This window comes from Desulfovibrio sp. (assembly GCF_019422935.1).
Classification (GTDB): domain Bacteria; phylum Desulfobacterota; class Desulfovibrionia; order Desulfovibrionales; family Desulfovibrionaceae; genus Desulfovibrio.
In genome coordinates, this window is sequence record NZ_JAHZCJ010000002.1 from 473,135 (window position 1) to 493,185 (window position 20,051).

Genomic DNA, 20,051 nt, shown 5'->3' on the forward strand with positions numbered 1-20,051 from the left:
GCTTTTTTCATAAAGGAAGGGTTTATGTGCCTGGAAGACAGCCAACAGCGGGGCATGGTTTTTAACATACAGAAATATTCGGTTCATGACGGCCCCGGCATAAGAACCATTGTCTTTCTCAAGGGCTGCGCCCTTTCCTGCCGCTGGTGCAGCAACCCCGAATCGCAAAAACGCGAACCGGAGCTGGCATTCAATGCCGGGCGCTGCCTGGGCGTTTCCAAGTGCGGACACTGTATTGTGGCCTGTCCGCACGGCTCCATCACCTTGGGTGATGACGACAAGCTGAACATAGACCGCAGCCGTTGCGCCGCGTGTGATTTGCCCTGCGCCGCTGCCTGCCCGGCTCAGGGTTTGCTGGTTTATGGCAAAGAGCGTACAGTGGATGATGTGCTGAATGTAGTAGAACAGGATATGGCTTTCTATGCCCGCTCTGGCGGTGGCCTGACCCTTTCGGGCGGCGAACCCCTGTTGCAGGGTGAATTTGCCGTGGCTTTGCTCCGCGAGGCCCGCACCCGGCGCATCAAGACCGCGGTTGAAACCTGCGGTATGGTCTCGCCCGATACCATCCGCGAGGCCGCGCCATATCTCAATTACGTGCTGTTCGATATCAAGCATATGGACAGCGCCGTGCACGAGGAGCAGACAGGCCTGCCCAACAAGCGTATCCTCGAAAATTTTCGCATTCTGGCAGAAGAATTTCCCGATCTGCCCATACTGGCACGCACACCGATCATTCCCGGCTTTAACGACAGCGAAGAAGCCATTGCCACCATTGCCGGATTCCTCAAGCCTTTTGAGCGGGTGGAATACGAAATGCTGCCCTACCACCGCCTTGGTACGCAGAAATACCAGTTTCTCGACAGACCCGCGCCCATGGGTGACGTAAAGCTGGAAACAGAGCACATGAACAGGCTTCAGGCTGTGGCGCAGGCCATCTTGGGCAATCGACTCCGCGTACCGCACTGATAACCACTTACCCCCCGATTGACCTATGGCATGCAGATCTTCCGAGCTTCTTTCAAAACATGTGGAGCGCATACTCGACGCCCTGCCTGAAGGCGTCTTTATAAGTGATGCCGCTGGCACCAGCCTGCAGGTTAACCGCATGTACGAGCAGCTGACCGGGCTGACCCAGGAACAGATACGCGGCAAAAATGTGCGCGATCTGGTACAGGAAGGCACGTTTGACTGCATCCTGAACCCGGAAATAGTGCGCACGGGCAGGCCCACCACCCATGTGCAGCAGCTCAAAAACGGTAAAAAGCTTGTGCTTACGGGCTTTCCCGTTTTTGATGCCAAGGGGGATCTGTGTCTGGTGGTCACGTTTGCGCGCGATGTCACCCTGCTCGCCCAGTTGCAGACCCAGGTGGCCGGGCAGTGCAAGCTTATTGACCAGATCAACGACCAGTTGGCCTACATTGCGCAGGGCGCGTCAAAATCGCGCGAACCTGTGTATGCCAGCCGGGCCATGGGCGACGTGGTTTCCCTGCTGCGCCGCTTTGCGGACACGGACGCGACCGTGCTTATTCTTGGAGAAACCGGCGCGGGCAAGGACGTGTTTGCCCGCTACACCCACTCCCAGTCGGCCCGCAACGATAAAATCCTGCTCAAGGTAGACTGCGGCGGCATTTCAGAATCTCTCACGGAATCCGAGCTGTTCGGCTACATGCCGGGGGCGTTCACGGGCGCTTCCAACAAGGGCAAGGCCGGGTATTTTGAAATTGCCGATGGCAGCACGATTTTTCTGGACGAAGTGGGCGAGTTGCCGCTTTCCATGCAGACGCGGCTCTTGCGCGTGCTCCAGGACGGAGAAATCATGCGGGTGGGCGCTTCCAGCCCGCGCAAGGTGGACGTGCGCATCATTGCCGCCACCAACCGCGATCTGGCCGAAAGCGTGGAGGCCGGGACATTCCGCCGCGACCTGTACTACCGCCTCAATGTGGCCACGGTGCGCATTCCGCCCCTGCGCGAAAGGCAGGAAGACGTGCGCCCCCTGGCAGAACATTACCTCGCCCAGTACACTGCCAAATACCACAAGGCCATGGCCTTTATGGACGTGACCCTGGACATCATGACGGCCTATTCCTGGCCTGGCAACGTGCGCGAGCTGCAAAACCTTGTGCACAGTCTGGTCATCACGCTCAGCGGACCGCTGATTTCCCCGCGCGACCTGCCGCCGCAGATATCCGGCGCACCCCGCGAAGCCTCGTGCTATAGCGAAGACATCCTCGCCGCCCGCCGCCCCCTGCGCGACATCATGGCTGAAATGGAGCGGGATTTTCTGCTCAAGGCCATTGAAGTGCACGGCTCTGTGCAGCGCGTGGCGGAACTGTTCCAGATCAACCGCAGTACGGTGTTCCGCAAGTTGCAGGGCGCACGGCGGATTGACTGATGCGTGTGGGCGTCAGGGCTGACAACGCGACAGTCAAGACGCATGCTTCCCCCTTGGTGGTGGGTGCCTTGACGACCTTGGTCATGATTCTCTTTGCCGCCAATTCCCTGCTCTGCCGCTTTGCGCTTGCCGAAGGGCAAAACGCTCATCCCCTGAATCCCTCTGTATATACAGCCTTGAGGGCCATTTCTGCCGCCGCCATGCTCTGGCTGCTCCAGATGCGGCGCGGCGGCAATCCGCTGCGTGCTGGCAGCTGGGGCGCGGCGCTGGCGCTGTTTGGCTATATGGCCTGCTTTTCCTGGGCCTACGTGCGACTGTCTGCCGGAGCGGGCGCTCTGGTTATTGCCGTGGCCGTGCAGGCCGGCATGCTTGTGGCCGGGCTGCGGCTGGGGCAGCGCCCCGGCAAGGCGCAAAGTCTGGGCATAGGGTTTGCCATGGCAGGGCTTGTCTATCTGCTGCTTCCGGGTCTTGATGCGCCGCCAGCTGGCGCGGCTACGGTGATTTTCTGCTCTGGCCTGTGCTGGGCGGCCTATACAATTTACGGCAGGGGCGGCGACAATGCCGTTGCGGCCACGGCTAGCAATTTTATCCGCTGCGTGCCGCTGGCTGTCGTGCTGCTGGCTTGGGCTACGGCCTTTGACCAGGCTGGCCTGCCCACCGCATGGCCATGGGCAGGCGTTGCCTGCGCCCTTGCTGCCGGAGCTCTGGCTTCAGCTCTTGGCTATGTGCTCTGGTATGCTGTTTTGCGCTGGCTCAGCGTGCCCTCTGCCGCTGTGGTGCAGTTGAGCGTACCGCTCATCACCGCCCTTGGCGGCGCCATGCTCATGAAGGAAGCTCTGGGCCTGCGGCTGCTGGTGAGCGCCCTTGCCATTCTGGGCGGCATTTTCTGCGCAACGGTCCTTCCCCATCTGCTACGAAGGCCCTAGGCAAGCCAGCATTGCGCCTGCTCCATCTCCAAGTATGGCTGGATAAAAAACCGCTGCCGCAAAGCTTTGCTAAACGCTACTTCGCGGATGCGGACAGCAGATTGGCCAGGATGACTTCCATCACACGGTAAAAAGCTTCAAGGTCTGCATCGGGTATGCCCGTCAGGGCTTCAGTGCGCAGTTGGTTGCCAATATTCAGGATATCTGTGATGACGTTGTCAGCCTTGGGGGTCAGGCAAATGCGTCTGGCGCGTCTGTCGCCCTCCACACCCACACGTTCCACAAGGCCCATGCGTTCAAGGCCGTCCAGTACCCGCACCAGGGTGGGGCCTTCCACGCCCACAGAAACGGCCAGATCCTTTTGCAGGGCCTTGCCGTTCATCCGCGACAGGTGCATGAGCACCAGCCAGCGCGCCTGGGTCAGCCCCAGGTGGGAAAGACGCTCGTCAAGCTTGGTACGCCATGTGCGGGAGGTGCGGTTGATGATTATACCAACAAGGTCTCTGGTAGAAGCGCTCATTGTAATGCCCCCATTGTGTGCGTTGCCAGCTTGCAGTTGATACGTGCTTGCCGTCTGCATGGTGCCAAATTCAAACTATTTTTGGCGCCAGATATTATGCACTGCCACATCCAAACGTCTCGTGCAAGTCAGAAAAATTTTCAGAAGCACACTTCAGCCCGCAGAATCAGACCCCGCGCAGAGGATCACCCTGCCAAGCAGATATGCAACACGCTGCGGGAGAACATGTGGGCAAATAGAAAGTATGGGGAAAAGCCCGAAAAATAAAGTAAATAAAATATACAAAAATCAATATAAAAACAAAGTTACCTGACGATGATTAAAACCATCCCCCTGTGCCGCGTCAACTAAAATAGACAGTCCAGAAATATGCGATCGCCAATGCCCTGAATGAATGCGTCAATGTGCACCAGAGCCAGCCGACGTTCCAGAGCCCCGCGTTCGTGTCTGCACCCGCAGAGCATGTCTTCAAGTTCCGTCACATCCCGAACGCCAAAATAATCGCCGAACAGACGAATATCGGCGATTATGCCGTCACGCACATCCATATGTACGTCAAGCACACCGCCAGGGGTCTTTGTGCTGCGCTCAAAGACGTAGTTGGGTGAATAGCCAAAATTCCAGTACCAGGAGCGGTAGCGTTCTTCTGCCAGAGCCTCGATGGCGGTTATTTCCTCCGCACTCAAGACAGTCTGCCCTGTGGAGTCATCCCCGGCCACAAAGCGCATGAGGTAATTTATGAATTCCTCAATGGGCATGGGCTGGGGCAAAAAATCCACAATATTGCCCACGCGGCCACGCACGCTTTTGACCGATTTATCAATGTACTTTGCGGGGCTGGGCTTAAGCGCGGCACAGACAGAATCCAGGTTGGCAGAATAGAGCAGAGTGCCGTGGTGCAGCAGGCGGTCGCGGTGCATGTGCTGCGCGTTGCCGGAAATTTTGCTTTCGCCCACGACCATGTCGTTGCGGCCATTAAACTCGCAGGGGACGCCAAGGGCATTGAGCGCTTCGGTAATGGGCGTGGCAAAGCGCTTGAAGTCCAGCAGCCCCGAATGGTTGTTCAGGCTGATGAAGGTAAAGTTGATATTCCCCAGATCATGAAAAACCGCGCCCCCGCCGGTAAGCCTGCGCACAACGAGGATACCGTGCTGCTGCACGTAATCGGCGTTGATTTCGGAGTGGGAGTTCTGGTTTCGCCCCACAATAACAGAAGCCGCATTACGCCAGAGCATAAAGATGTCGGTTTCACTATTGCGTAGCAGCCATTCTTCCGCCGCCAGATTAAACGAGGCGTCTGTGCAAGGATTATAGATAAAACGCATACTCCCCCCCATGAAACACATTGTTGGGACATATCGCATTTTCTACATTTGTCCAAGCAATTCGCTGATGCCCGCGCTTGCAGGCATGAGGGGGCGGTGAGGGCTGCGTTGCTTTCACAAAAGCACCGGGCGTGGAGACAATCCTGTCGTCTTCACGCCCGGTGCTTTGTAATCAGTCTGTCAATTCATGCAAGGTGTTAAGGCAGGCTTTGTCTGCCGTAAGTGAACCTTTCAACTGTTAAATGCTTTACTCGTTGACCGTCTGAAGCTTGGGCAGGGTATTGGCCCCGTGGGGCAGCAGGGTTGCCCGCAGGTCTTTGCCGCCGTTCAGCTTTTTTGCCAGCGCAAGGGCTTCGTCCAGAGTCGTGGTAATGTGGATCTTTGTTTTGGCAAAGTCCTCGGCATTCATGGAGCTGACCATGATGAGATTGTGCTTTTCCGCAGATTCCGCAAACAGAAAGCCCACATAGCTGCCTATGGAAAAATTTTCGCGCAGGTCTTTTTCGCGAGCGTCCATATCGTCGAAATCGCAGATCTGGTGCTGGGTATCCGGGCTGCCAAAGCCCTCGGTACAGGCCGACAGAATGATGATGGTGCCCCCCTCGCTCACCACCGCGAGGGCGTTGGCCAGGGTTTTGATGGTCTGGTAAAAATTGATGTCCTTGGGCGCGCCGCCCGCGCTGGCGATGACCATGGGTGTGCGTTCGGCCACGTTGACGCCGTCGATGGCGTCAACCAGCGCGCAGGCCTCGCGGTGCGCCTGCACCATGTCGCCCGCCACGGCCTTGATGATGTTGTAATTGTCGTCCACCACCACGTTGAGCAGGAAACTGGGCTTTGCCAGCAGGGCGGCTTCTTCAAGATCGGCATGAAAAATATTGCTGGTTTCCATATTGGCGCTGCGCACCGCCGCATTGGTGCCGCTGCCAAAGCCCTTGTTCAGCGCCAGGTTGTGATGTCGCTGGATGGTCTCGTAGCTGGCGATGCCGGGCAGCAGATACTTGGGGCCGCCGCCGTACCCGGCCAGAAAGTGGTACACCACGCCGCCGGTCAGGATGATATGGTCGCACTCCATGGCAAAGCGGTTAAACCACACCTCGGTGCCGTTGCTGGTCACGCCCGCCTTGACCATATCCGCCGAATCCCGGCACTTGTGGTCAATAACCTGAATACGGTTGTAAATATCCTCGGAAACAATGGCGATATGCTCCTCGCGCGTCATGGGGCGGTGCGTGCCTGTGGCCGTGAGGATACGAATGTCCGCATCGCGGATGCCGCATTTGTTCAGACGGGCCACCACAGCAGGAACATAAACATTGGGCGACTGCCACAGGCGCGTGGAATCTGGCACGACAATGCACACCGTCTGGCCGGGTTTGAGCATTTCCTCAAGCCGGGGCGAACCGATGGGATTATCCAGAGCTTCGTTAATGTGCTCCAGCGCGCTTTTTGCGGGCAGCGCAACCGCGTTGGAATGCAGCTCCGCCGCTATGAGGCCGTTGCCAAGCTCCACAGAAAATTCCCTGTCGCCGTATTTCATGTAATGCTGTGCCATGAGTCGTGTCCCTGTTTGTTGCTGTGCCGCAAATGCAGCGCCGGGCCTTGTTCCGCGCAATTCTGCCGCAGCGCCAGTTCGTTCAGGGTTTGTTATGCCTCATGCAGGCTTTTGTGAAGAGGAGAAAATTCTGCTTCCGCGCCGCATATGCTCTACCCAAACAGCGCGCTGCCCGTCATCACAAGGCCCGCGCAGGCAAGCATGGCGTCAATAAGCAGGCGGAAGGTCGCTTCAGACATGCCAAGCACAAAACGCTTGCCCAGAAACGTGCCAAGAGCCAGCGCCGCCCCAACCACAAGGCCATTGCACAGCACGGGCAGGGGCAACCCGCCCACAGCCCCAAAGGCCAGAGCCTTGGCAACATACACGGCTATGGACGCAGCCGCCTCGGTGGCGAGCAGTGCCCCCTTGGCGAGGCCAAAACCGGCAAAGATGGGAATGGTCAGCGGCCCGGTGGAATACACAACCCCAGTCAGATACCCCACAAGGCCGCCAGCCAGGGCCATCTGCCGGGAGCCAAGGCGCATGCCGCGCGTTCGGCTGGCCCGGCGCAAACCGATGAGCACAAAAAAGAACAGGCCGATGCACAGATTGGAAATTTCCGCGGGCATTATCCAGAGCGTCCGCACACCCAAAATCGCCGCAGGCACGGCAGTTACCGAATAGCAGGCAAAGGCCCTGAGGCTTATCTGCCGCCGCCAGGCCATCACCCGCGAGGCATTGCCCGCAATGGAGGCAACAGCCATGATGGGAATGGCTGCCTTAGGGCCAAAAGCCAGACTCAGCACCGGCAGCAGGATTATGGAAGATCCGGTGCCCACCACCCCGCTGATGGCCCCTGCCACAATGCCGCATAGACCAATGAGCACGTATACCACGGCCTCTCCATGCTGGGCGCAGAATCACGTTTACAGGGGCGTAATCTGATCTACCTCGTGGTGGAACACATAAGGATCTGCCACCAGCTCAAACCGTTCGTCATCGGGGTAATGCACGGCGAGCTGGTAGTTTTCGCCCGCAAAGGCCTTTATGGCCTCCAGCGAATCCCACCATGTGGCAAAGAAAAAGTGCTCCCAGCCGCGAAAGGTCATGCGTTTGACCGCAACACCCAGATTGCCCTGAATGCTTTTGGCGTGATCTTCGCCCGTTTTGCGCAAATGTTTGGCAAAGGCATCGCCCATAGCCACAGGCACGCAGCCGTGCCATGTTCTCACAATCATGCTGTCTCCTGTCTGCTCCTGCGCCCGCCTCTGACGGGGGCGCATTGTCAACGAAAATGCCTTGTGGTACCCAAACTGCACACCAAGTCATCCTGCCTTCGGGATAATCCCGGCGTACTGGCGGCCCCGCGCCTGCGCCCTTGCTGTTATCGGGGCAACAAACCCTGGCATCACCACATCGATTCACACCGGCCTACAGATCACTTTTCCTGTCCGCCTTTCAGAACGATTTCTATGCCATTACGCGGGGCACGCATATGATCGGACCTATTGTGAATAGTGGCGGACTTTTCATCGGCGGCATCATCGGCGTTATTTTTGCCGATATTTTTCCTGAACGGCTCAAAAAAGCGCTGCCTTCCATCTTTGGCGTCATAACCCTGTGTCTGGGCGCAACCCTTGTGGGTAAGGCCGCTGCACTGCCCGCCGTGACGGTTTCGCTCATTCTCGGCACCATGGTGGGCGAAATCATCTATGCTGAGGCCCTGCTGCAAAAGTTCCTGCGGGCCATTTTTAGCCTGCTTAAGAGCAAGCGCATGGGCGACGAAAACTTCTCCCTGATGGTCATAACCTTAGTGGCGGCATTCTGCTTTGGCAGCATGGGCTTTTTGGGGGCCTTTCATGAAGGGCTCACCGGCAAGCCCGACATTCTGCTGACCAAGGCCGCGCTGGACATGTTTACCGGCGTGGTTTTCGGCTCCTTCATGGGCTTTTCCGTAAGCCTTATCGCCGTGCCGCAGTTTATTATTCTGGCGCTCATCTACATGGGGGCCACCACCATTGCCCCGTTCATGACCCCGACCATGCTCAACGACTTTACCGCCTGCGGCGGCGTCATCTTTGTGGCCACGGGCCTGCGCATGTGCGATATCAAGATATTCCCGGTCATCAACATGCTGCCCGCGATGGCCATCATTTTGCCGCTTTCGCACCTGTGGGAGCTGTACTTTCCCTTCAAGTAACCGGCCTGGACCATGACTGAAATACTGTTTTGCCCTCCGTCCTTGCACACCAGAGGGCAAAACAGTTTAAACACTGCGGCTAGAGCAGCGATTGCAGTTGGGCCAGCAGATCCTCCGGCAAATCAATGCTATTTCGCTCACTGGCGGCGCGGCTGAGGCCGATGCGGCGGTCGCCCGGCAGACGTGCGCCCGGCTGGTCGCTGATGAAGCCCAGCAAGTGCTCCACGCGGTCCAGAAAGTTTGCCCCTGCCGTAGCCGCAGGATCCATGACCAGAAAGCTCTGCCCAAGGCGCGGCGGCGGGCCGTCCGGCGTGAACAGGGAAGAGGCCTCAATGGCCAGGGAAGCACCCGTGAGCGCTGCCGACATTATTTCCACAATGAGTGCCAGGGCGTAGCCCTTGGGGCCGCCAAAGGGCAACAGTGCGCCGTTGAAGGCCTTGACCGGATCGCAGGTTGGATTGCCCTCCGCATCCACAGCCGCGCCCTCGGGGATAGCCTCGCCCCTTTTTGCGGCCTGCAAAATTTTGCCGCGCGCCAACAGCCCCATGGAAAGATCAATAACAAGGGGCGGGGCGTCCTTGCGCGGACAGGCCATGGCCAGCGGGTTCGTGCCAAAGGTCACCTTTGTGCCGCCATAGGGAGCCAGAGCCGCGGGGCTGTTGGCAAAGCCAAGGGCCAGCAGGCCCTGCGCCGCCAGATCCGCCACGGGGAATCCCAACACGCCCGCATGGTGCGAATTGCGCACGGCCATGAGAGCCACGCCAGACTCCCTGGCAGCCTGAGCCACCACGGGCAGGCCATCGGCAAAAGCGCTGAAGGCGAACCCGCAGCAGGCGTCAACCAGCACTACGCCGGGCTTTGCGCGTTCCACCACAGGAACGGCGTAGCCATCAACCTTGCTGGCCTCCGCCTGGGATGCATAGTAGGGAATGCGCGAAAATCCGTGCGAGGGCAGGCCTTCCATTTCTGCCCGCAGGAGCGAGGCGATGGTCAATTGGGCATTTCGCTGCCCGACCTTGTGGGCCTGCAAAATATCTTCGCCCATTTTTTGTGCTTCGGTAAGGCTGATATGAGGCATGGGGGCTCCAGAATCTAGCTGATTTTACTTATAGTTGCTTGCATTGCGCGAGCACTTTTTGCATATCAGTATTGTTGATGGCGGAAAAGGATGTTTTGCGCACCCGCCTTGGGGCTTTTCTACGCACAAACTAAATGCTAACCTTTTAAAGGCGCGCTGGCTCCCGCTTGGCCCGTGCTGCCGTTGAAGCTCCACGCGCGCGGTCATAATGGCAGTTCTGGCCTGCGCGATGATCGGGAACAAAAGCCCTGTAGGGGGCAGCGGGCATCTTTTTTCCGTTTTACAGAAAATTGCTGCTTGACTGCGCGCCTCAGTCGCCATAAGCAAGCTCGCGACAGGCATTGCCGCCGAAAAAATTCCACCCCTTGGAATTCGGCATTCAGGGTTAGTGCCCCTTTTGGGAATTGCTGCCTCACGCGATGCCAACATAAGGAAGGATAATGACGAGCTTCCACGACTTTCTTCGCAGTCTTTTTCCCATATGCCGCAGTATTACGGGCAACGGGGTGCGGCAGACATTGCGCATGTTGCAGGAAGAATTACCCGGATTACGTACCTTTGAGGTAGCGTCTGGATCCAAGGTTTTTGACTGGACAGTGCCGGACGAATGGAACATCAGGGGCGCGCGGCTGACCGGCCCATCGGGCGAAGTGATTGCCGACTTTGCCGACACCAATCTGCACGTCATGGGGTATTCCGAACCCGTTGACTGCGACATTTCGCTGGAAGAGCTGCAAAATCATTTGCATTCCCTGCCCGAAATGCCCAATGCCATTCCTTACATCACATCATACTATGCCCGACGGTGGGGCTTCTGCATCAAGCACGAGCAGCGGCAAAAACTGTCCCCCGGCATGTACCACGCTTCCATAGATTCCACCCTGGCTCCGGGGCATCTGACATACGGCGACCTTGTGATCCCCGGCCAGTGCGAAAAAGAAATTTTTCTTTCCACCTACATCTGCCATCCGTCCATGGCCAACAACGAGCTTTCCGGCCCGGTGGTGGCCACGGCCCTTGCGCAGTGGGTGGCGCAGCGCCCGCGCCGCTACACCTACCGTTTTGCCTTTGTGCCGGAAACCATCGGCTCCATCACTTATCTGAGCCGCAACCACGAGGCCTTGCGTCGCAATGTGGTGGCGGGCTTCAACCTCACCTGCATGGGCGATGAACGGGCCTATTCCTATCTGCCCAGCCGCAAGGGCAACACCCTGGCCGACAAGGCCGCCCTGCACGTGCTGCACCACTTTGCACCCGATTTTATCCGCTACACCTTTCTTGACCGCGAGAGCGACGAGCGCCAGTACTGCGCGCCCGGCATCGACCTGCCCCTGTGCAGCGTCATGCGCAGCAAATATCACGCCTACCCCGAGTACCACACCTCGCTGGACGACTGCTCGCTTGTTACGCAAAAGGGGCTTGAAGGCAGCGTGAACATCATGACGCGCATCCTTGAAGCGCTGGAAGAAAACGTCACCTACGAGCCACGTGTGCTGTGCGAACCGCAGTTGGGCAAACGCGGCCTCTACCCCACGCTGAGCACAAAAACTTCCTGTACGGAACAGGTCAATCTGATGATGGATCTGCTGGCCTATGCCGATGGCGAAACCACCCTGCTTGAAGAAGCAGACATTGTGGGCAGGGATATTTTTCGCTGTGCGGAAACCATGCGCAAGCTGGTTGAAAAAGACGTGCTGGCGGTCAAAACCTGCTGACGACTGTGCGCGGCATGGCTGCAAGGCCGCCGCGCAACAGCCGCGTCACACCATGTCCCATCCCTGGGTTGTTTCCCGCCCCTGCTTGTAGCGGAAGTCGCATACCTTGCCGCCCTCAGCCAGCGTTGAGGTGCGCGCAAGGCCCGTGCCTTCCGCCCTTGCGGTGGGAAAGTCCACCCGGCAGGGATAAGGAGCGAGCTCGGGCATGCCCAGCGAGGCAAAATACTTCATCAGCCCGCATTCCGTGTAATTCACACCGATATCAAAATCGCGCCCATCTCCCCGAAATACCGTCTGCACCCAATCCAGCGGGTAGCGCCGCTGCTGACTGCGCATGGCCCAGGCCTGCAACAGGGCAAAATACTCCGGCGTAAAAAAGCGCTGCCCGTTGGCGCGGTACGCTTCCTTCTGCTCCTCAAAGCTGTAGACCGCCAGATCGTACACAAGCTTGCCCACATCCCTGGCGCTGAATCCGTGCGGGCGCATGGCAGTGTACAGCGCCGCATACTGCGGCCCGACAAGGAAGCTGGGATAGGTCAGGTTTTCCGGCCCGCCAATATCCGGCAGAGGCAGCAGCCGGGTGTGGGCCTGCCTTGCCTGGGCAAACATGGCGCGCAAATCCTCCACTGGGCGCTGCCCGGCAAGCATCTGCTCCGCACCGGCGCACATGCCTGCAAATTCGGCTTTGAGGGCCTCATCGCTCACCGGCTTGCCGATGCCCTGAGCAATGGAGGCCATGCACGAACAGGGCAGCAGCAGAGCGGCGCAGGTTCCCAGTGCCAGAGAGCAAAATGCGCGCCGGGTATAGCGTGGAAGCATAGTGGCATGGTGCATGACGGCTCCTGCTTGCGGCGCGCTTGCGCGCCAGACTGGGGGGTTACGGCATGGCTTACACTAGCGGGAGCCGGGGGCCCTGTCCACGCGCGCCATAGCAGCGGCAAGAGCCTGTGGTATGACAGTGCATGGATGCGCGGCATGCCCCCTTTTGCAAGCAAATCACTATTAATTACAAATTATTATTCACCAATTTTAAATATAATTCAGTATAATATGCGCCATGGCGATTTCATCACATTGGTATACCGGTTGACATGTGAACATAACTGGTACATGCAAAACGGCTGCCCGGCACATGTGGAAGACTGACGTCATTTCACCCCTGAGGCCGGAAACTGTTGCTCTGTGATCAGACCTGCCGAGGAGCGTTCATGCCAATGCCTTTTGCCGTTGTGGTGTTGCAGCACCACAGTGTCCGCCTTTTCGGTGTGCGCATCCACACAACCCTGCACAACGCCCCGCAGGAATGCCCCCGGCTGTGGAATGAGGTCTTTACCCCCCGCATGCCAGAGCTGAGCGGCAAGCCCAGCAATACCTATCAGGGGCCGTCGTACGGGCTTTCTTTGTTTACAGACCATGCTGGGCTGGCTTTTGATTACTGGGCTGCAATGGAAGCCCCGGAGCTTGCCGCGCCGCCCGCTGGCATGGACGCGGTAACCCTGCCGGGCGGTCTTTATGCCTGTTGCCGCATCCCCGCCGCTGGCATGCTTCAGGAAGCATACGACTACATGTATGACGAATGGCCGCAGACGCCGGGGGGCTATACCGTTCTGGACGACAAGCCCTGCTTTGAGCGCTACGACAGCCGCTTTTTTCAGTCCGGCACCCACGATGTCTATGTGCCCGTGCTGCCCCGCGAAGAATAGCCTGCCCCCTGCTGCGGGCTATTGGGCCTGACCCCCAGGCTTCTTGGGTCTGATTTCGAGCCTGACGGCACCTCCCCTTCATTCGGCTCAAGCTTTTACCTTGCTCTGCCTATTTGCCTGCCCCTTCAAGTCACACCAAAAAAGTATGCTATAAATTGCACTCTTTTTCGGAATATGCCATATTGCGAATGAATCGTAATAATCGGCAATTCGGCTGCACCCTTGCGCCCGCGCATGCCGATAAGGAGCATACATGGCACTGACCCGACGTAATTTTCTGGTGGGCGCGGCCTCTGCGGCAGGCATTGCCGCTGCGGGGCTGGATGCCCAGGCAGAAACCAATGGCGCGAGCGCCTCTGCCCAGCATGCGGAATACGCAACCCTGCTCGACATTGAAAAATGCATCGGCTGTGGCCAGTGCGTTGAGGGTTGCCGCGAACGCAACGGGAGCCGCTATCCGGAAGTCAAAAAGCCCCTGCCGGTCATGTTTCCGCCCGGAACCAAGGACGAGGACTGGTCTGGCAAGCGGGATGTGGACGGCAGGCTCACGCCCTATAACTGGCTGTATATTGAGAGCGTTACCGTGCAGAAGGACGGCGCACCTCTTGAACTGCACATTCCCCGCCGCTGCCTGCACTGCACAAATCCGCCCTGCGCCAACCTCTGCCCATGGGGCGCGGCCAGCCGCCAGCCAGAGACCGGCACGGTGAGCATAGACAGCCAGACCTGCCTCGGCGGGGCCAAATGCCGCACGGTCTGCCCCTGGCACATCCCGCAGCGGCAATCGGGCGTGGGGCTGTATCTTGACCTCATGCCGCGCTTTGCCGGCAACGGCGTCATGTACAAGTGCGACCGCTGCGCAGACAGCTTTGCTCACGGCCAATTGCCCGCCTGTGTGGAGGTTTGCCCCCAGCAGGTGCAGACCATCGGCCCCCGTGATGAAATTCTGGCTCAGGCCCGCAAGCTGGCGCAAGAGCGCGGCGCGTACCTTTATGGCGTGACAGAAAACGGCGGCACCAATACCTTCTATCTGTCGCCCGTGCCGTTTTCCGAACTGGCGGCGCAGGCCAAACCCGGCCCCGGCAAGCCCACCTTTGCCCCGGTAGCGGACTCCATGGCGCAAGCTGGCAACCTCACCCGCATGTTAATGACAGCGCCGCTGGTGGGCGTGGCAGGGGCGCTGGTAAACGCCGCACGCCAGGGGCAAGGCCTGAACCACACGCAGGCCCGCCCTCAGGGAGCGCTGCATGACCCCAAGGCGGAAGCTGCCCTCTCCGGCGGCATGCTCAAGAAGCTATGGGTGGGCGTGGCCCTGCTGCTCGGCTTTACGGGCATGATGCAACTGCCCGTGGCAAGCCGATACGGCATTGCCAAAATTCCCGGCCTCACCTGGACAGGTGATTTTTACACCACTCTGAACGTCCACTATATTCTGGCTGCCCTGCTGCTGGCGCTGGGCCTTTACTGGCTGACCCTGCAAGTGCGGGGCAAGCTGCGGGGCCGCCTTGCCTACTGGGGCAAGGTGCGGCTGGCAGTGCTGGGCGTTGTGGTGCTGAGCGGCATGGCCCGCGTTGCCAAAAACCTGCCTTCCATCACGTTTTCGCCGGGCATGACAACCTTTATTGACCTTGTGCATCTGGGCTTTGCCGTGCTGCTCGGTGTGCTCTGCCTCTGGCTGTGGGCAACTGGGCGCGGCGCGTGGCGCGAGGACGGATAACGGCGTTGCCCGCAAACATGACTGCATGCACAGGCGGGTATTCTGCGGAATGCCCGCCTTCATTATGGGCTTGGCTTCCAGCCTCAAAAATTTGTCTGCACTGGTCACTACGGCTCTTGGCCCCGGCAGGATTTGGCGCTACGCTGATCTCTGCACTTTCCCTCCACAAGCTAGTTTCGCAGCATCCACACCCACCAGCGAGGCGCATCATGACCATGCCCGCATTTTACATCCCCCACGGCGGCGGCCCCTGCTTTTTTATGGACTGGATGCCGCCGGACACATGGAATGCCCTTGGCGGCTGGATGCGCTCCATCCCGGCGACTTTGCCGCAACAGCCCAAGGCGCAGATCGTATTCTCCGCCCATTGGGAGCAGCCGGAATTTACCCTGCTGACCACGCGGACACCGGGCCTGTATTATGATTATTATGACTTTCCGCCGCATACCTATGAGTTGCAGTGGCCTGCGCCGCCTGCGCCGGAACTGTTTGACCGGGTACGCCAGTGCATGCGCACGGCAGGCCTGCCGCTGGCGGAGGACACTACGCGCGACTTTGACCACGGCGTGTTTGTGCCGGGCCTGTTGATGTATCCGGAGGCGCAGATGCCCACGCTGCAAATATCGCTGCGGCGGGGGCTTGATCCGCTGGAGCATCTGGCTCTGGGGCGGGCGCTGGCCCCGCTGCGCGATGAGGGCGTGCTGTTTGTGGGCAGCGGCATGAGCTTTCACAACATGCGGGCATTCCGCTACGGGGATAACACGCCCATTGAAGGGGCGGATATTTTTGCCAACTGGCTGACGGATGCCGTGCGCAACCCCAATGCCGCCATGCGCAACGCGGCCCTTGCAGAATGGGAAAAGGCCCCCGGTGCGCGCTTTGCCCACCCACGTGAAGAGCATCTGATCCCCCTGATGGTGATCGCCGGGGCTGCCGGAGCCGCACAGGGCAAACTTGCCTGGCACGGCAGGGCTATGGGCGCGCCGCTCTCGGCATTTTCTTTTGACTAGATGAAATAAACACTTGCGCCCCACAGCGAAAAGGTATAATTCCAGTTTCCTCATGGGGCTGTAGCTCAGTTGGGAGAGCGCTTGAATGGCATTCAAGAGGTCAAGAGTTCAATTCTCTTCAGCTCCACCAGATATTTAAAGGGCTTACGATGAAAATCGTAAGCCCTTTTTCTATTGTCGCACACTTTTGTGCCATCTCTGTGCCATATTTTTCAGTGAAGCAACGTGACCCTCTCTGATTAATTGGGAACATTGCTTTTTCTGCCCCCGTCTCAATACCCCTGCAGAAATCTGCGCCTCAAGGATTCAAAAATCCCCCTCCGCATCACGCCATCCCACGGCGATTCCTCCAGACATGCCCGCAGGCTTTCTCCCACATAAAAAAATCACAAGGGCAAATTCAACAAAAAAAACTAGTTAGCGTGAAAGTTGACCCATTCTGTCCGTGCAAAAGGTTTCATTCTCGTTTGTAAGTGATTGCAGAGATCGAATTTGAGGAGAGATGTGTATGGACGCTCACCCTGATGACCATAACCTGGACGACATCCTTATCGAAGCAGTAATCACGGGCCTCGAAGCTTCAATGCCCGCTGTATTCGCTCGCCGGGAAATCCCCAAGTATGTCGGCGGCTCGCTGACCGTCGGCACCCTTGCCAACCTCGGTAAGGATGGTCCGCCCTACTTCCTGGTCAACAAGCACGCGACCTACGAAAAAAACTCTTTCCTGAAATGCTATCGTTCGCAGATCAAGAAGGCAAGGTGATTCCTGATCGGCCCTTTGTCGACGAGCTAATTTTTAACCACGTCTTGAAAAAGCGTGCTACCACTCGAGGTTGATATGTCTTGTGAAACCCCAAAAACAATGCAGGGAGCCAATCAAATGAAAACAGAAAATCAGAACGGAACAATCATGTCCAAGGATACTTTTGCAGCAGTCACGGCCATCCAGCAGGAAATCCACGCCATGTTGCAGCTTCCCGCAGAAGAGCTGAGCAAGCTTTCTCATCTTGAGGTGCAGCTGGAGTGGAAGCCTATCCTGTCTGTAAAACTTCATCCCAAGAACTCCTAATTATAAGCGGATGGGCAGGTATTCCTGCCCATCCGCTTATGGAGGATATATGTTCGATTACAAAAAATTATTGCACAAGGCTGTGAGCTCGGGCAAGCCAGTCTCAGAATCTAGCCCGTTGTTTGTGGATGCTGATGTGACAGACGCCGTTTCCAGCATGACCATTGACACTGTTGCCCAATATGCACCTTCTGCCAGTTACAAGGAGCAGAAGTTGCCGCCTAGCGACTATCGCACCCCACCTTCTCACAAAGTTCACACGTCTGCCACATTGCAGCGCATTGCCACAACATGGTCCTATGTGCAGAAGCCATCGGTGCCCAAGGGCTGCCTGAAACTGGCTGGAAAAATAGATTTTTCTCCTGCCTTTCTGGCCGCACTTGGCACAGCGAATGCTACCGATATCCACGGGCTTGAAAACATGCTGCCCCTTGAGGATGTTTTTGAAGCTCTTATCGAACGTGAAGCATCCGATCAGTTTTGCGCTGGCAGAAATAGCCATCTTCAGACGCTCATGGGCATAAAAGAACATGGCTTATTGGTTTCTGGTTCCGTTGGAAATGATGGTGCGCTGCACTGGCATCTGAACCATGGCAAAATCAAGGGGTCGTCATGGACTGCTTTGGTGGGCAGCGTTTTGAACCTGTCCAGAATGGATTCTCTGGCCACCCTTGCGAGTATCCTCAATATAAACTTTGACAATCTCCATCAGCTTTCCAGCGCAAAACATGCCGCAGAGCTGCATACGGGTTTACGCCCAGTTGACGAGGTACCTGCACTACTCCATCTGCGGAGTCTTCCGGCTGGAGGTGCCTGTGCCGAACTGGTGGAAAAGGTGTATAGCTATGGGCATGCTGGGCAGGTAATCGGTGCGATTCTGCGTTACCGTTTGAACGGCAAGGACTTCTGCCTGCCCGCCACCGTTGGGCGGAATGTTCTCTGCGTTGGCAAATTCAAGGCCACAGCCCATTGGCTTGATCAGCACCTATTGGACACGCAGCCTTACGCCACACTCGTACTCTGCCAGGACATGCGCACCGCCTTGGCTTTCAGGCGCATGATGCTGGAAACACGCGGGGATAACCCCATGGAAATCATCGTCACGGCCCACCTGGGCAGTGAGCTTTCCGTTTTGCCCTCAAATTACCTGCATGGGCGTCATGTGGTATTCGTACCTGCCCCGACCAAGTCCGATTTGGCTATGATCAAGCTGTACGAGGATATGGCCGCTCAGGTCAACGCACTGAGTTTCAAGGTATATAAAGGTTTTTTGCTGCACTTAGCCACTCAATGCACGTCACCCGAAGAAGTGGCGGGCATCAGTGAGCTGGAATCACAACTGTTGGACGCTTCTATTGTTCTTGAGGACTGGGAGCGCCCTTCGTAGCTGGTCAAATACATCATGGAGCGTTCTGTTCCGTATGCCGAGTTCAAGGCATGGGGCCACCGATTGGGCCTCTTCAAAACTACAGAGCAGGATTCCAGCGGAATAACTACTTCTGCTAATAGTCTTGTATTATTTCAGCCCCAATCCGGCTCTGCTGCACAGCAATCTGCCCACATCACGGACGTTGGCACTTCGCAGGTTTTTTCACCGGGTTGTATTGTTCTACTGCACGGTTTGAAAGATGCAGGAAAAAGCATGTTTTGCTTTGCTGCAGCCAAGGCGCTTATCACAGGGGAAAAACTGTTTGGCCTTTTCCGTTCTGATAAGACAGGCAAAATTGTGTATGTGGACAGCGAAACGCCACAAGCCCTTCTTGCGGAACGCCTGAATCAGTTTGGTCTTGCTGGGGAAGTGGGGCAGCGTTTGTTCCTGCTCTCGAAGTTTGATCATGCAGTCCCGGACTACGCCTTTTCTCTCACTGACCATGTATTCCGTGACAAGCTGGAAAACACCTTGCTTGAGCGTGGCTGCCGTTACCTTTTGCTGGACAACCTCACTTCGCTGATGGATGAAGGCAGGGTCTACCAAAGCAGTGTGGTCAGCGGATTTTTTCAATGGATTGAAAAACTTCAACAGCAGCACGGCATTTGCACTATTTTGGTACATCATACCCAGGATGATGCCAATGCAGGCACGGGATCAGCCAAGGCGCGCGGCAGTCAGGAGTTTTCCATCCGCGCTCATACGGAAGTTGTTCTGATCCGGGCTACGGAAATCCTTGAGAAAAGACTCGGCACTGAGGCCGTGCAGCAGGCAGCAGCGTGTGATGGCCTGACGCTCGGGGTCTGCTTTAAAGTCTGCAAGGCGGCCTGCGTGTTGCAGAAAAAGACATTCTGGCTGCATTTGCCGTTGGGAGCTTCCCAATGTCGTTTTCTGGGGGTAACCGGGGCAGACGGGCATGAGGTTGCATGCGCTCCTGGCGCTGTGAAGAATGCCGACCTCTCGCCTGATACATCCGCGGGGCCTGACAGCGAAGAGGCTGGCCTGGCTGGTCTTGATCTGTCTCAGGATGAACAAAGGGTGTACACATATATTACGGAGCGTAAAACGGCTCAGACCGGTGCCATCGGCATTCTTTTGCAGTGCCAGGAGACAAAGGCCAGGTCCATTTTGAAAAGGCTTGAAGCTATTGGCCTTATTGAAGCCTTCGGTAAAGGGCCAACAGCAGGCTACAAGCTTTCCACCTGTTATGCGGAACGCACAGCGCACTAATCCCATTGTGACAGTGCTTCATGAAGTGGCATGGGGAGACCAACCCCATGCCACTTCTGGCCTGTAGCATCTACCTTGTATGCCTCGCGGCCCCTCGCATAACCCCTCGTTGGGGCTGCCATAACCCTCGAAAACCCCTCGCATAACCCTCGTTTTATCACATGTTTATCTCCCGCTAGGGTTATTAAAATTGTTGATAA

Annotated in this window: 19 protein-coding genes and 1 tRNA gene; 13 read left to right on the top strand and 7 right to left on the bottom strand. The window is 57.4% G+C overall.

All coding sequences use genetic code 11. The annotated features are described in order from the left end of the window. Positions 1–24: 24 nt before the first annotated feature. From QZ383_RS05170 to QZ383_RS05180, 3 genes are read left to right on the top strand one after another with little or no spacing between them, the layout of a single operon-like run. Positions 25–966 (top strand): glycyl-radical enzyme activating protein, encoded by a 942-nt coding sequence (locus tag QZ383_RS05170; RefSeq protein WP_291443601.1) that lies wholly within the window; start codon positions 25–27, stop codon positions 964–966. A gap of 25 nt (positions 967–991) precedes the next feature. Next, positions 992–2,392 (top strand): sigma 54-interacting transcriptional regulator, encoded by a 1,401-nt coding sequence (locus QZ383_RS05175; RefSeq protein WP_291443603.1) that lies wholly within the window; start codon positions 992–994, stop codon positions 2,390–2,392. Next, positions 2,392–3,318, top strand: coding sequence for a DMT family transporter (locus QZ383_RS05180; RefSeq protein ID WP_291443605.1), 927 nt, complete (start codon positions 2,392–2,394; stop codon positions 3,316–3,318). The genes QZ383_RS05175 and QZ383_RS05180 overlap by 1 nt, the downstream gene beginning before the upstream one ends. A gap of 76 nt (positions 3,319–3,394) precedes the next feature. Here the strand turns inward: QZ383_RS05180 and QZ383_RS05185 are convergent, their stop codons facing one another. The 5 genes from QZ383_RS05185 to QZ383_RS05205 form a co-directional block, all read right to left on the bottom strand. Continuing rightward, positions 3,395–3,838, bottom strand: coding sequence for a MarR family transcriptional regulator (locus tag QZ383_RS05185; RefSeq protein ID WP_291443607.1), 444 nt, complete (start codon positions 3,836–3,838; stop codon positions 3,395–3,397). 347 nt (positions 3,839–4,185) lie between these two features. Continuing rightward, positions 4,186–5,163: a lipoate--protein ligase gene (locus tag QZ383_RS05190; RefSeq protein ID WP_291443609.1), complete on the bottom strand. Its 978-nt coding sequence runs from the start codon at positions 5,161–5,163 to the stop codon at positions 4,186–4,188. A 247-nt stretch (positions 5,164–5,410) separates the two neighbouring features. Beyond that, positions 5,411–6,718, bottom strand: coding sequence for a nickel-dependent lactate racemase (gene larA, locus QZ383_RS05195; protein ID WP_291443611.1), 1,308 nt, complete (start codon positions 6,716–6,718; stop codon positions 5,411–5,413). A gap of 152 nt (positions 6,719–6,870) precedes the next feature. After that, the gene (locus tag QZ383_RS05200; protein WP_291443613.1) at positions 6,871–7,596 is read right to left on the bottom strand and encodes a sulfite exporter TauE/SafE family protein; all 726 of its coding nucleotides are present in this window, start codon (positions 7,594–7,596) and stop codon (positions 6,871–6,873) included. A gap of 30 nt (positions 7,597–7,626) precedes the next feature. Further along, positions 7,627–7,938 carry a hypothetical protein gene (locus QZ383_RS05205; protein WP_291443615.1) on the bottom strand — a complete coding sequence of 104 codons (312 nt, stop codon included), beginning with the start codon at positions 7,936–7,938 and terminating at the stop codon, positions 7,627–7,629. A 257-nt stretch (positions 7,939–8,195) separates the two neighbouring features. On the opposite strand from QZ383_RS05205, the gene QZ383_RS05210 reads away from it, so the two are divergent. Then, a complete protein-coding gene (locus QZ383_RS05210) occupies positions 8,196–8,900 on the top strand; it encodes a DUF554 domain-containing protein (RefSeq protein ID WP_291443617.1) in 705 nt (234 codons plus the stop codon). Positions 8,901–8,979: 79 nt separating this feature from the next. Here the strand turns inward: QZ383_RS05210 and QZ383_RS05215 are convergent, their stop codons facing one another. Then, positions 8,980–9,978 (bottom strand): Ldh family oxidoreductase, encoded by a 999-nt coding sequence (locus tag QZ383_RS05215; protein ID WP_291443619.1) that lies wholly within the window; start codon positions 9,976–9,978, stop codon positions 8,980–8,982. A gap of 440 nt (positions 9,979–10,418) precedes the next feature. On the opposite strand from QZ383_RS05215, the gene QZ383_RS05220 reads away from it, so the two are divergent. After that, complete coding sequence (locus tag QZ383_RS05220; protein ID WP_291443621.1) at positions 10,419–11,693, top strand: DUF4910 domain-containing protein; 1,275 nt, start codon at positions 10,419–10,421, stop codon at positions 11,691–11,693. A gap of 45 nt (positions 11,694–11,738) precedes the next feature. Here QZ383_RS05220 and QZ383_RS05225 read toward each other — a convergent pair whose 3' ends face one another. Continuing rightward, positions 11,739–12,527: an L-2-amino-thiazoline-4-carboxylic acid hydrolase gene (locus QZ383_RS05225; RefSeq protein ID WP_291443623.1), complete on the bottom strand. Its 789-nt coding sequence runs from the start codon at positions 12,525–12,527 to the stop codon at positions 11,739–11,741. Positions 12,528–12,901: 374 nt separating this feature from the next. On the opposite strand from QZ383_RS05225, the gene QZ383_RS05230 reads away from it, so the two are divergent. The 8 genes from QZ383_RS05230 to QZ383_RS05265 all read left to right on the top strand — a co-directional run bounded on the left by QZ383_RS05230 (position 12,902) and on the right by QZ383_RS05265 (position 19,851). Continuing rightward, positions 12,902–13,396, top strand: coding sequence for a GyrI-like domain-containing protein (locus QZ383_RS05230; RefSeq protein ID WP_291443625.1), 495 nt, complete (start codon positions 12,902–12,904; stop codon positions 13,394–13,396). A gap of 253 nt (positions 13,397–13,649) precedes the next feature. Then, the gene (locus QZ383_RS05235) at positions 13,650–15,113 is read left to right on the top strand and encodes a 4Fe-4S dicluster domain-containing protein (protein ID WP_291443627.1); all 1,464 of its coding nucleotides are present in this window, start codon (positions 13,650–13,652) and stop codon (positions 15,111–15,113) included. 209 nt (positions 15,114–15,322) lie between these two features. Beyond that, entirely contained in the window at positions 15,323–16,123 is an 801-nt protein-coding gene (locus QZ383_RS05240) for a class III extradiol ring-cleavage dioxygenase (protein WP_291443628.1), read from the top strand. Positions 16,124–16,177: 54 nt separating this feature from the next. Further along, positions 16,178–16,253: transfer RNA gene (locus QZ383_RS05245), tRNA-Ala, on the top strand. A gap of 378 nt (positions 16,254–16,631) precedes the next feature. Continuing rightward, on the top strand, positions 16,632–16,886 hold the full coding sequence (locus tag QZ383_RS05250) for a hypothetical protein (protein WP_291443630.1): 255 nt from the start codon (positions 16,632–16,634) through the stop codon (positions 16,884–16,886). 117 nt (positions 16,887–17,003) lie between these two features. Then, complete coding sequence (locus QZ383_RS05255; protein ID WP_291443632.1) at positions 17,004–17,192, top strand: hypothetical protein; 189 nt, start codon at positions 17,004–17,006, stop codon at positions 17,190–17,192. Positions 17,193–17,241: 49 nt separating this feature from the next. Further along, positions 17,242–18,579, top strand: a complete 1,338-nt coding sequence (locus QZ383_RS05260; RefSeq protein ID WP_291443634.1) for a hypothetical protein — start codon at positions 17,242–17,244, stop codon at positions 18,577–18,579. A gap of 15 nt (positions 18,580–18,594) precedes the next feature. Beyond that, on the top strand, positions 18,595–19,851 hold the full coding sequence (locus tag QZ383_RS05265; RefSeq protein ID WP_291443636.1) for an AAA family ATPase: 1,257 nt from the start codon (positions 18,595–18,597) through the stop codon (positions 19,849–19,851). The last annotated feature ends 200 nt before the right edge of the window (positions 19,852–20,051 follow it).

Bases quoted from the DNA above. Each gene is read 5' to 3' on its own strand.
- QZ383_RS05170 (WP_291443601.1), top strand. From the start codon at position 25: ATGTGCCTGGAAGACAGCCAACAGCGGGGCATGGTTTTTAACATACAG.
- QZ383_RS05175 (WP_291443603.1), top strand. From the start codon at position 992: ATGGCATGCAGATCTTCCGAGCTTCTTTCAAAACATGTGGAGCGCATA.
- QZ383_RS05180 (WP_291443605.1), top strand. From the start codon at position 2,392: ATGCGTGTGGGCGTCAGGGCTGACAACGCGACAGTCAAGACGCATGCT.
- QZ383_RS05185 (WP_291443607.1), bottom strand. From the start codon at position 3,838: ATGAGCGCTTCTACCAGAGACCTTGTTGGTATAATCATCAACCGCACC.
- QZ383_RS05190 (WP_291443609.1), bottom strand. From the start codon at position 5,163: ATGCGTTTTATCTATAATCCTTGCACAGACGCCTCGTTTAATCTGGCG.
- larA (WP_291443611.1), bottom strand. From the start codon at position 6,718: ATGGCACAGCATTACATGAAATACGGCGACAGGGAATTTTCTGTGGAG.
- QZ383_RS05205 (WP_291443615.1), bottom strand. From the start codon at position 7,938: ATGATTGTGAGAACATGGCACGGCTGCGTGCCTGTGGCTATGGGCGAT.
- QZ383_RS05210 (WP_291443617.1), top strand. From the start codon at position 8,196: ATGATCGGACCTATTGTGAATAGTGGCGGACTTTTCATCGGCGGCATC.
- QZ383_RS05215 (WP_291443619.1), bottom strand. From the start codon at position 9,978: ATGCCTCATATCAGCCTTACCGAAGCACAAAAAATGGGCGAAGATATT.
- QZ383_RS05220 (WP_291443621.1), top strand. From the start codon at position 10,419: ATGACGAGCTTCCACGACTTTCTTCGCAGTCTTTTTCCCATATGCCGC.
- QZ383_RS05225 (WP_291443623.1), bottom strand. From the start codon at position 12,527: ATGCACCATGCCACTATGCTTCCACGCTATACCCGGCGCGCATTTTGC.
- QZ383_RS05230 (WP_291443625.1), top strand. From the start codon at position 12,902: ATGCCAATGCCTTTTGCCGTTGTGGTGTTGCAGCACCACAGTGTCCGC.
- QZ383_RS05235 (WP_291443627.1), top strand. From the start codon at position 13,650: ATGGCACTGACCCGACGTAATTTTCTGGTGGGCGCGGCCTCTGCGGCA.
- QZ383_RS05240 (WP_291443628.1), top strand. From the start codon at position 15,323: ATGACCATGCCCGCATTTTACATCCCCCACGGCGGCGGCCCCTGCTTT.
- QZ383_RS05250 (WP_291443630.1), top strand. From the start codon at position 16,632: ATGGACGCTCACCCTGATGACCATAACCTGGACGACATCCTTATCGAA.
- QZ383_RS05255 (WP_291443632.1), top strand. From the start codon at position 17,004: ATGAAAACAGAAAATCAGAACGGAACAATCATGTCCAAGGATACTTTT.
- QZ383_RS05260 (WP_291443634.1), top strand. From the start codon at position 17,242: ATGTTCGATTACAAAAAATTATTGCACAAGGCTGTGAGCTCGGGCAAG.
- QZ383_RS05265 (WP_291443636.1), top strand. From the start codon at position 18,595: ATGGAGCGTTCTGTTCCGTATGCCGAGTTCAAGGCATGGGGCCACCGA.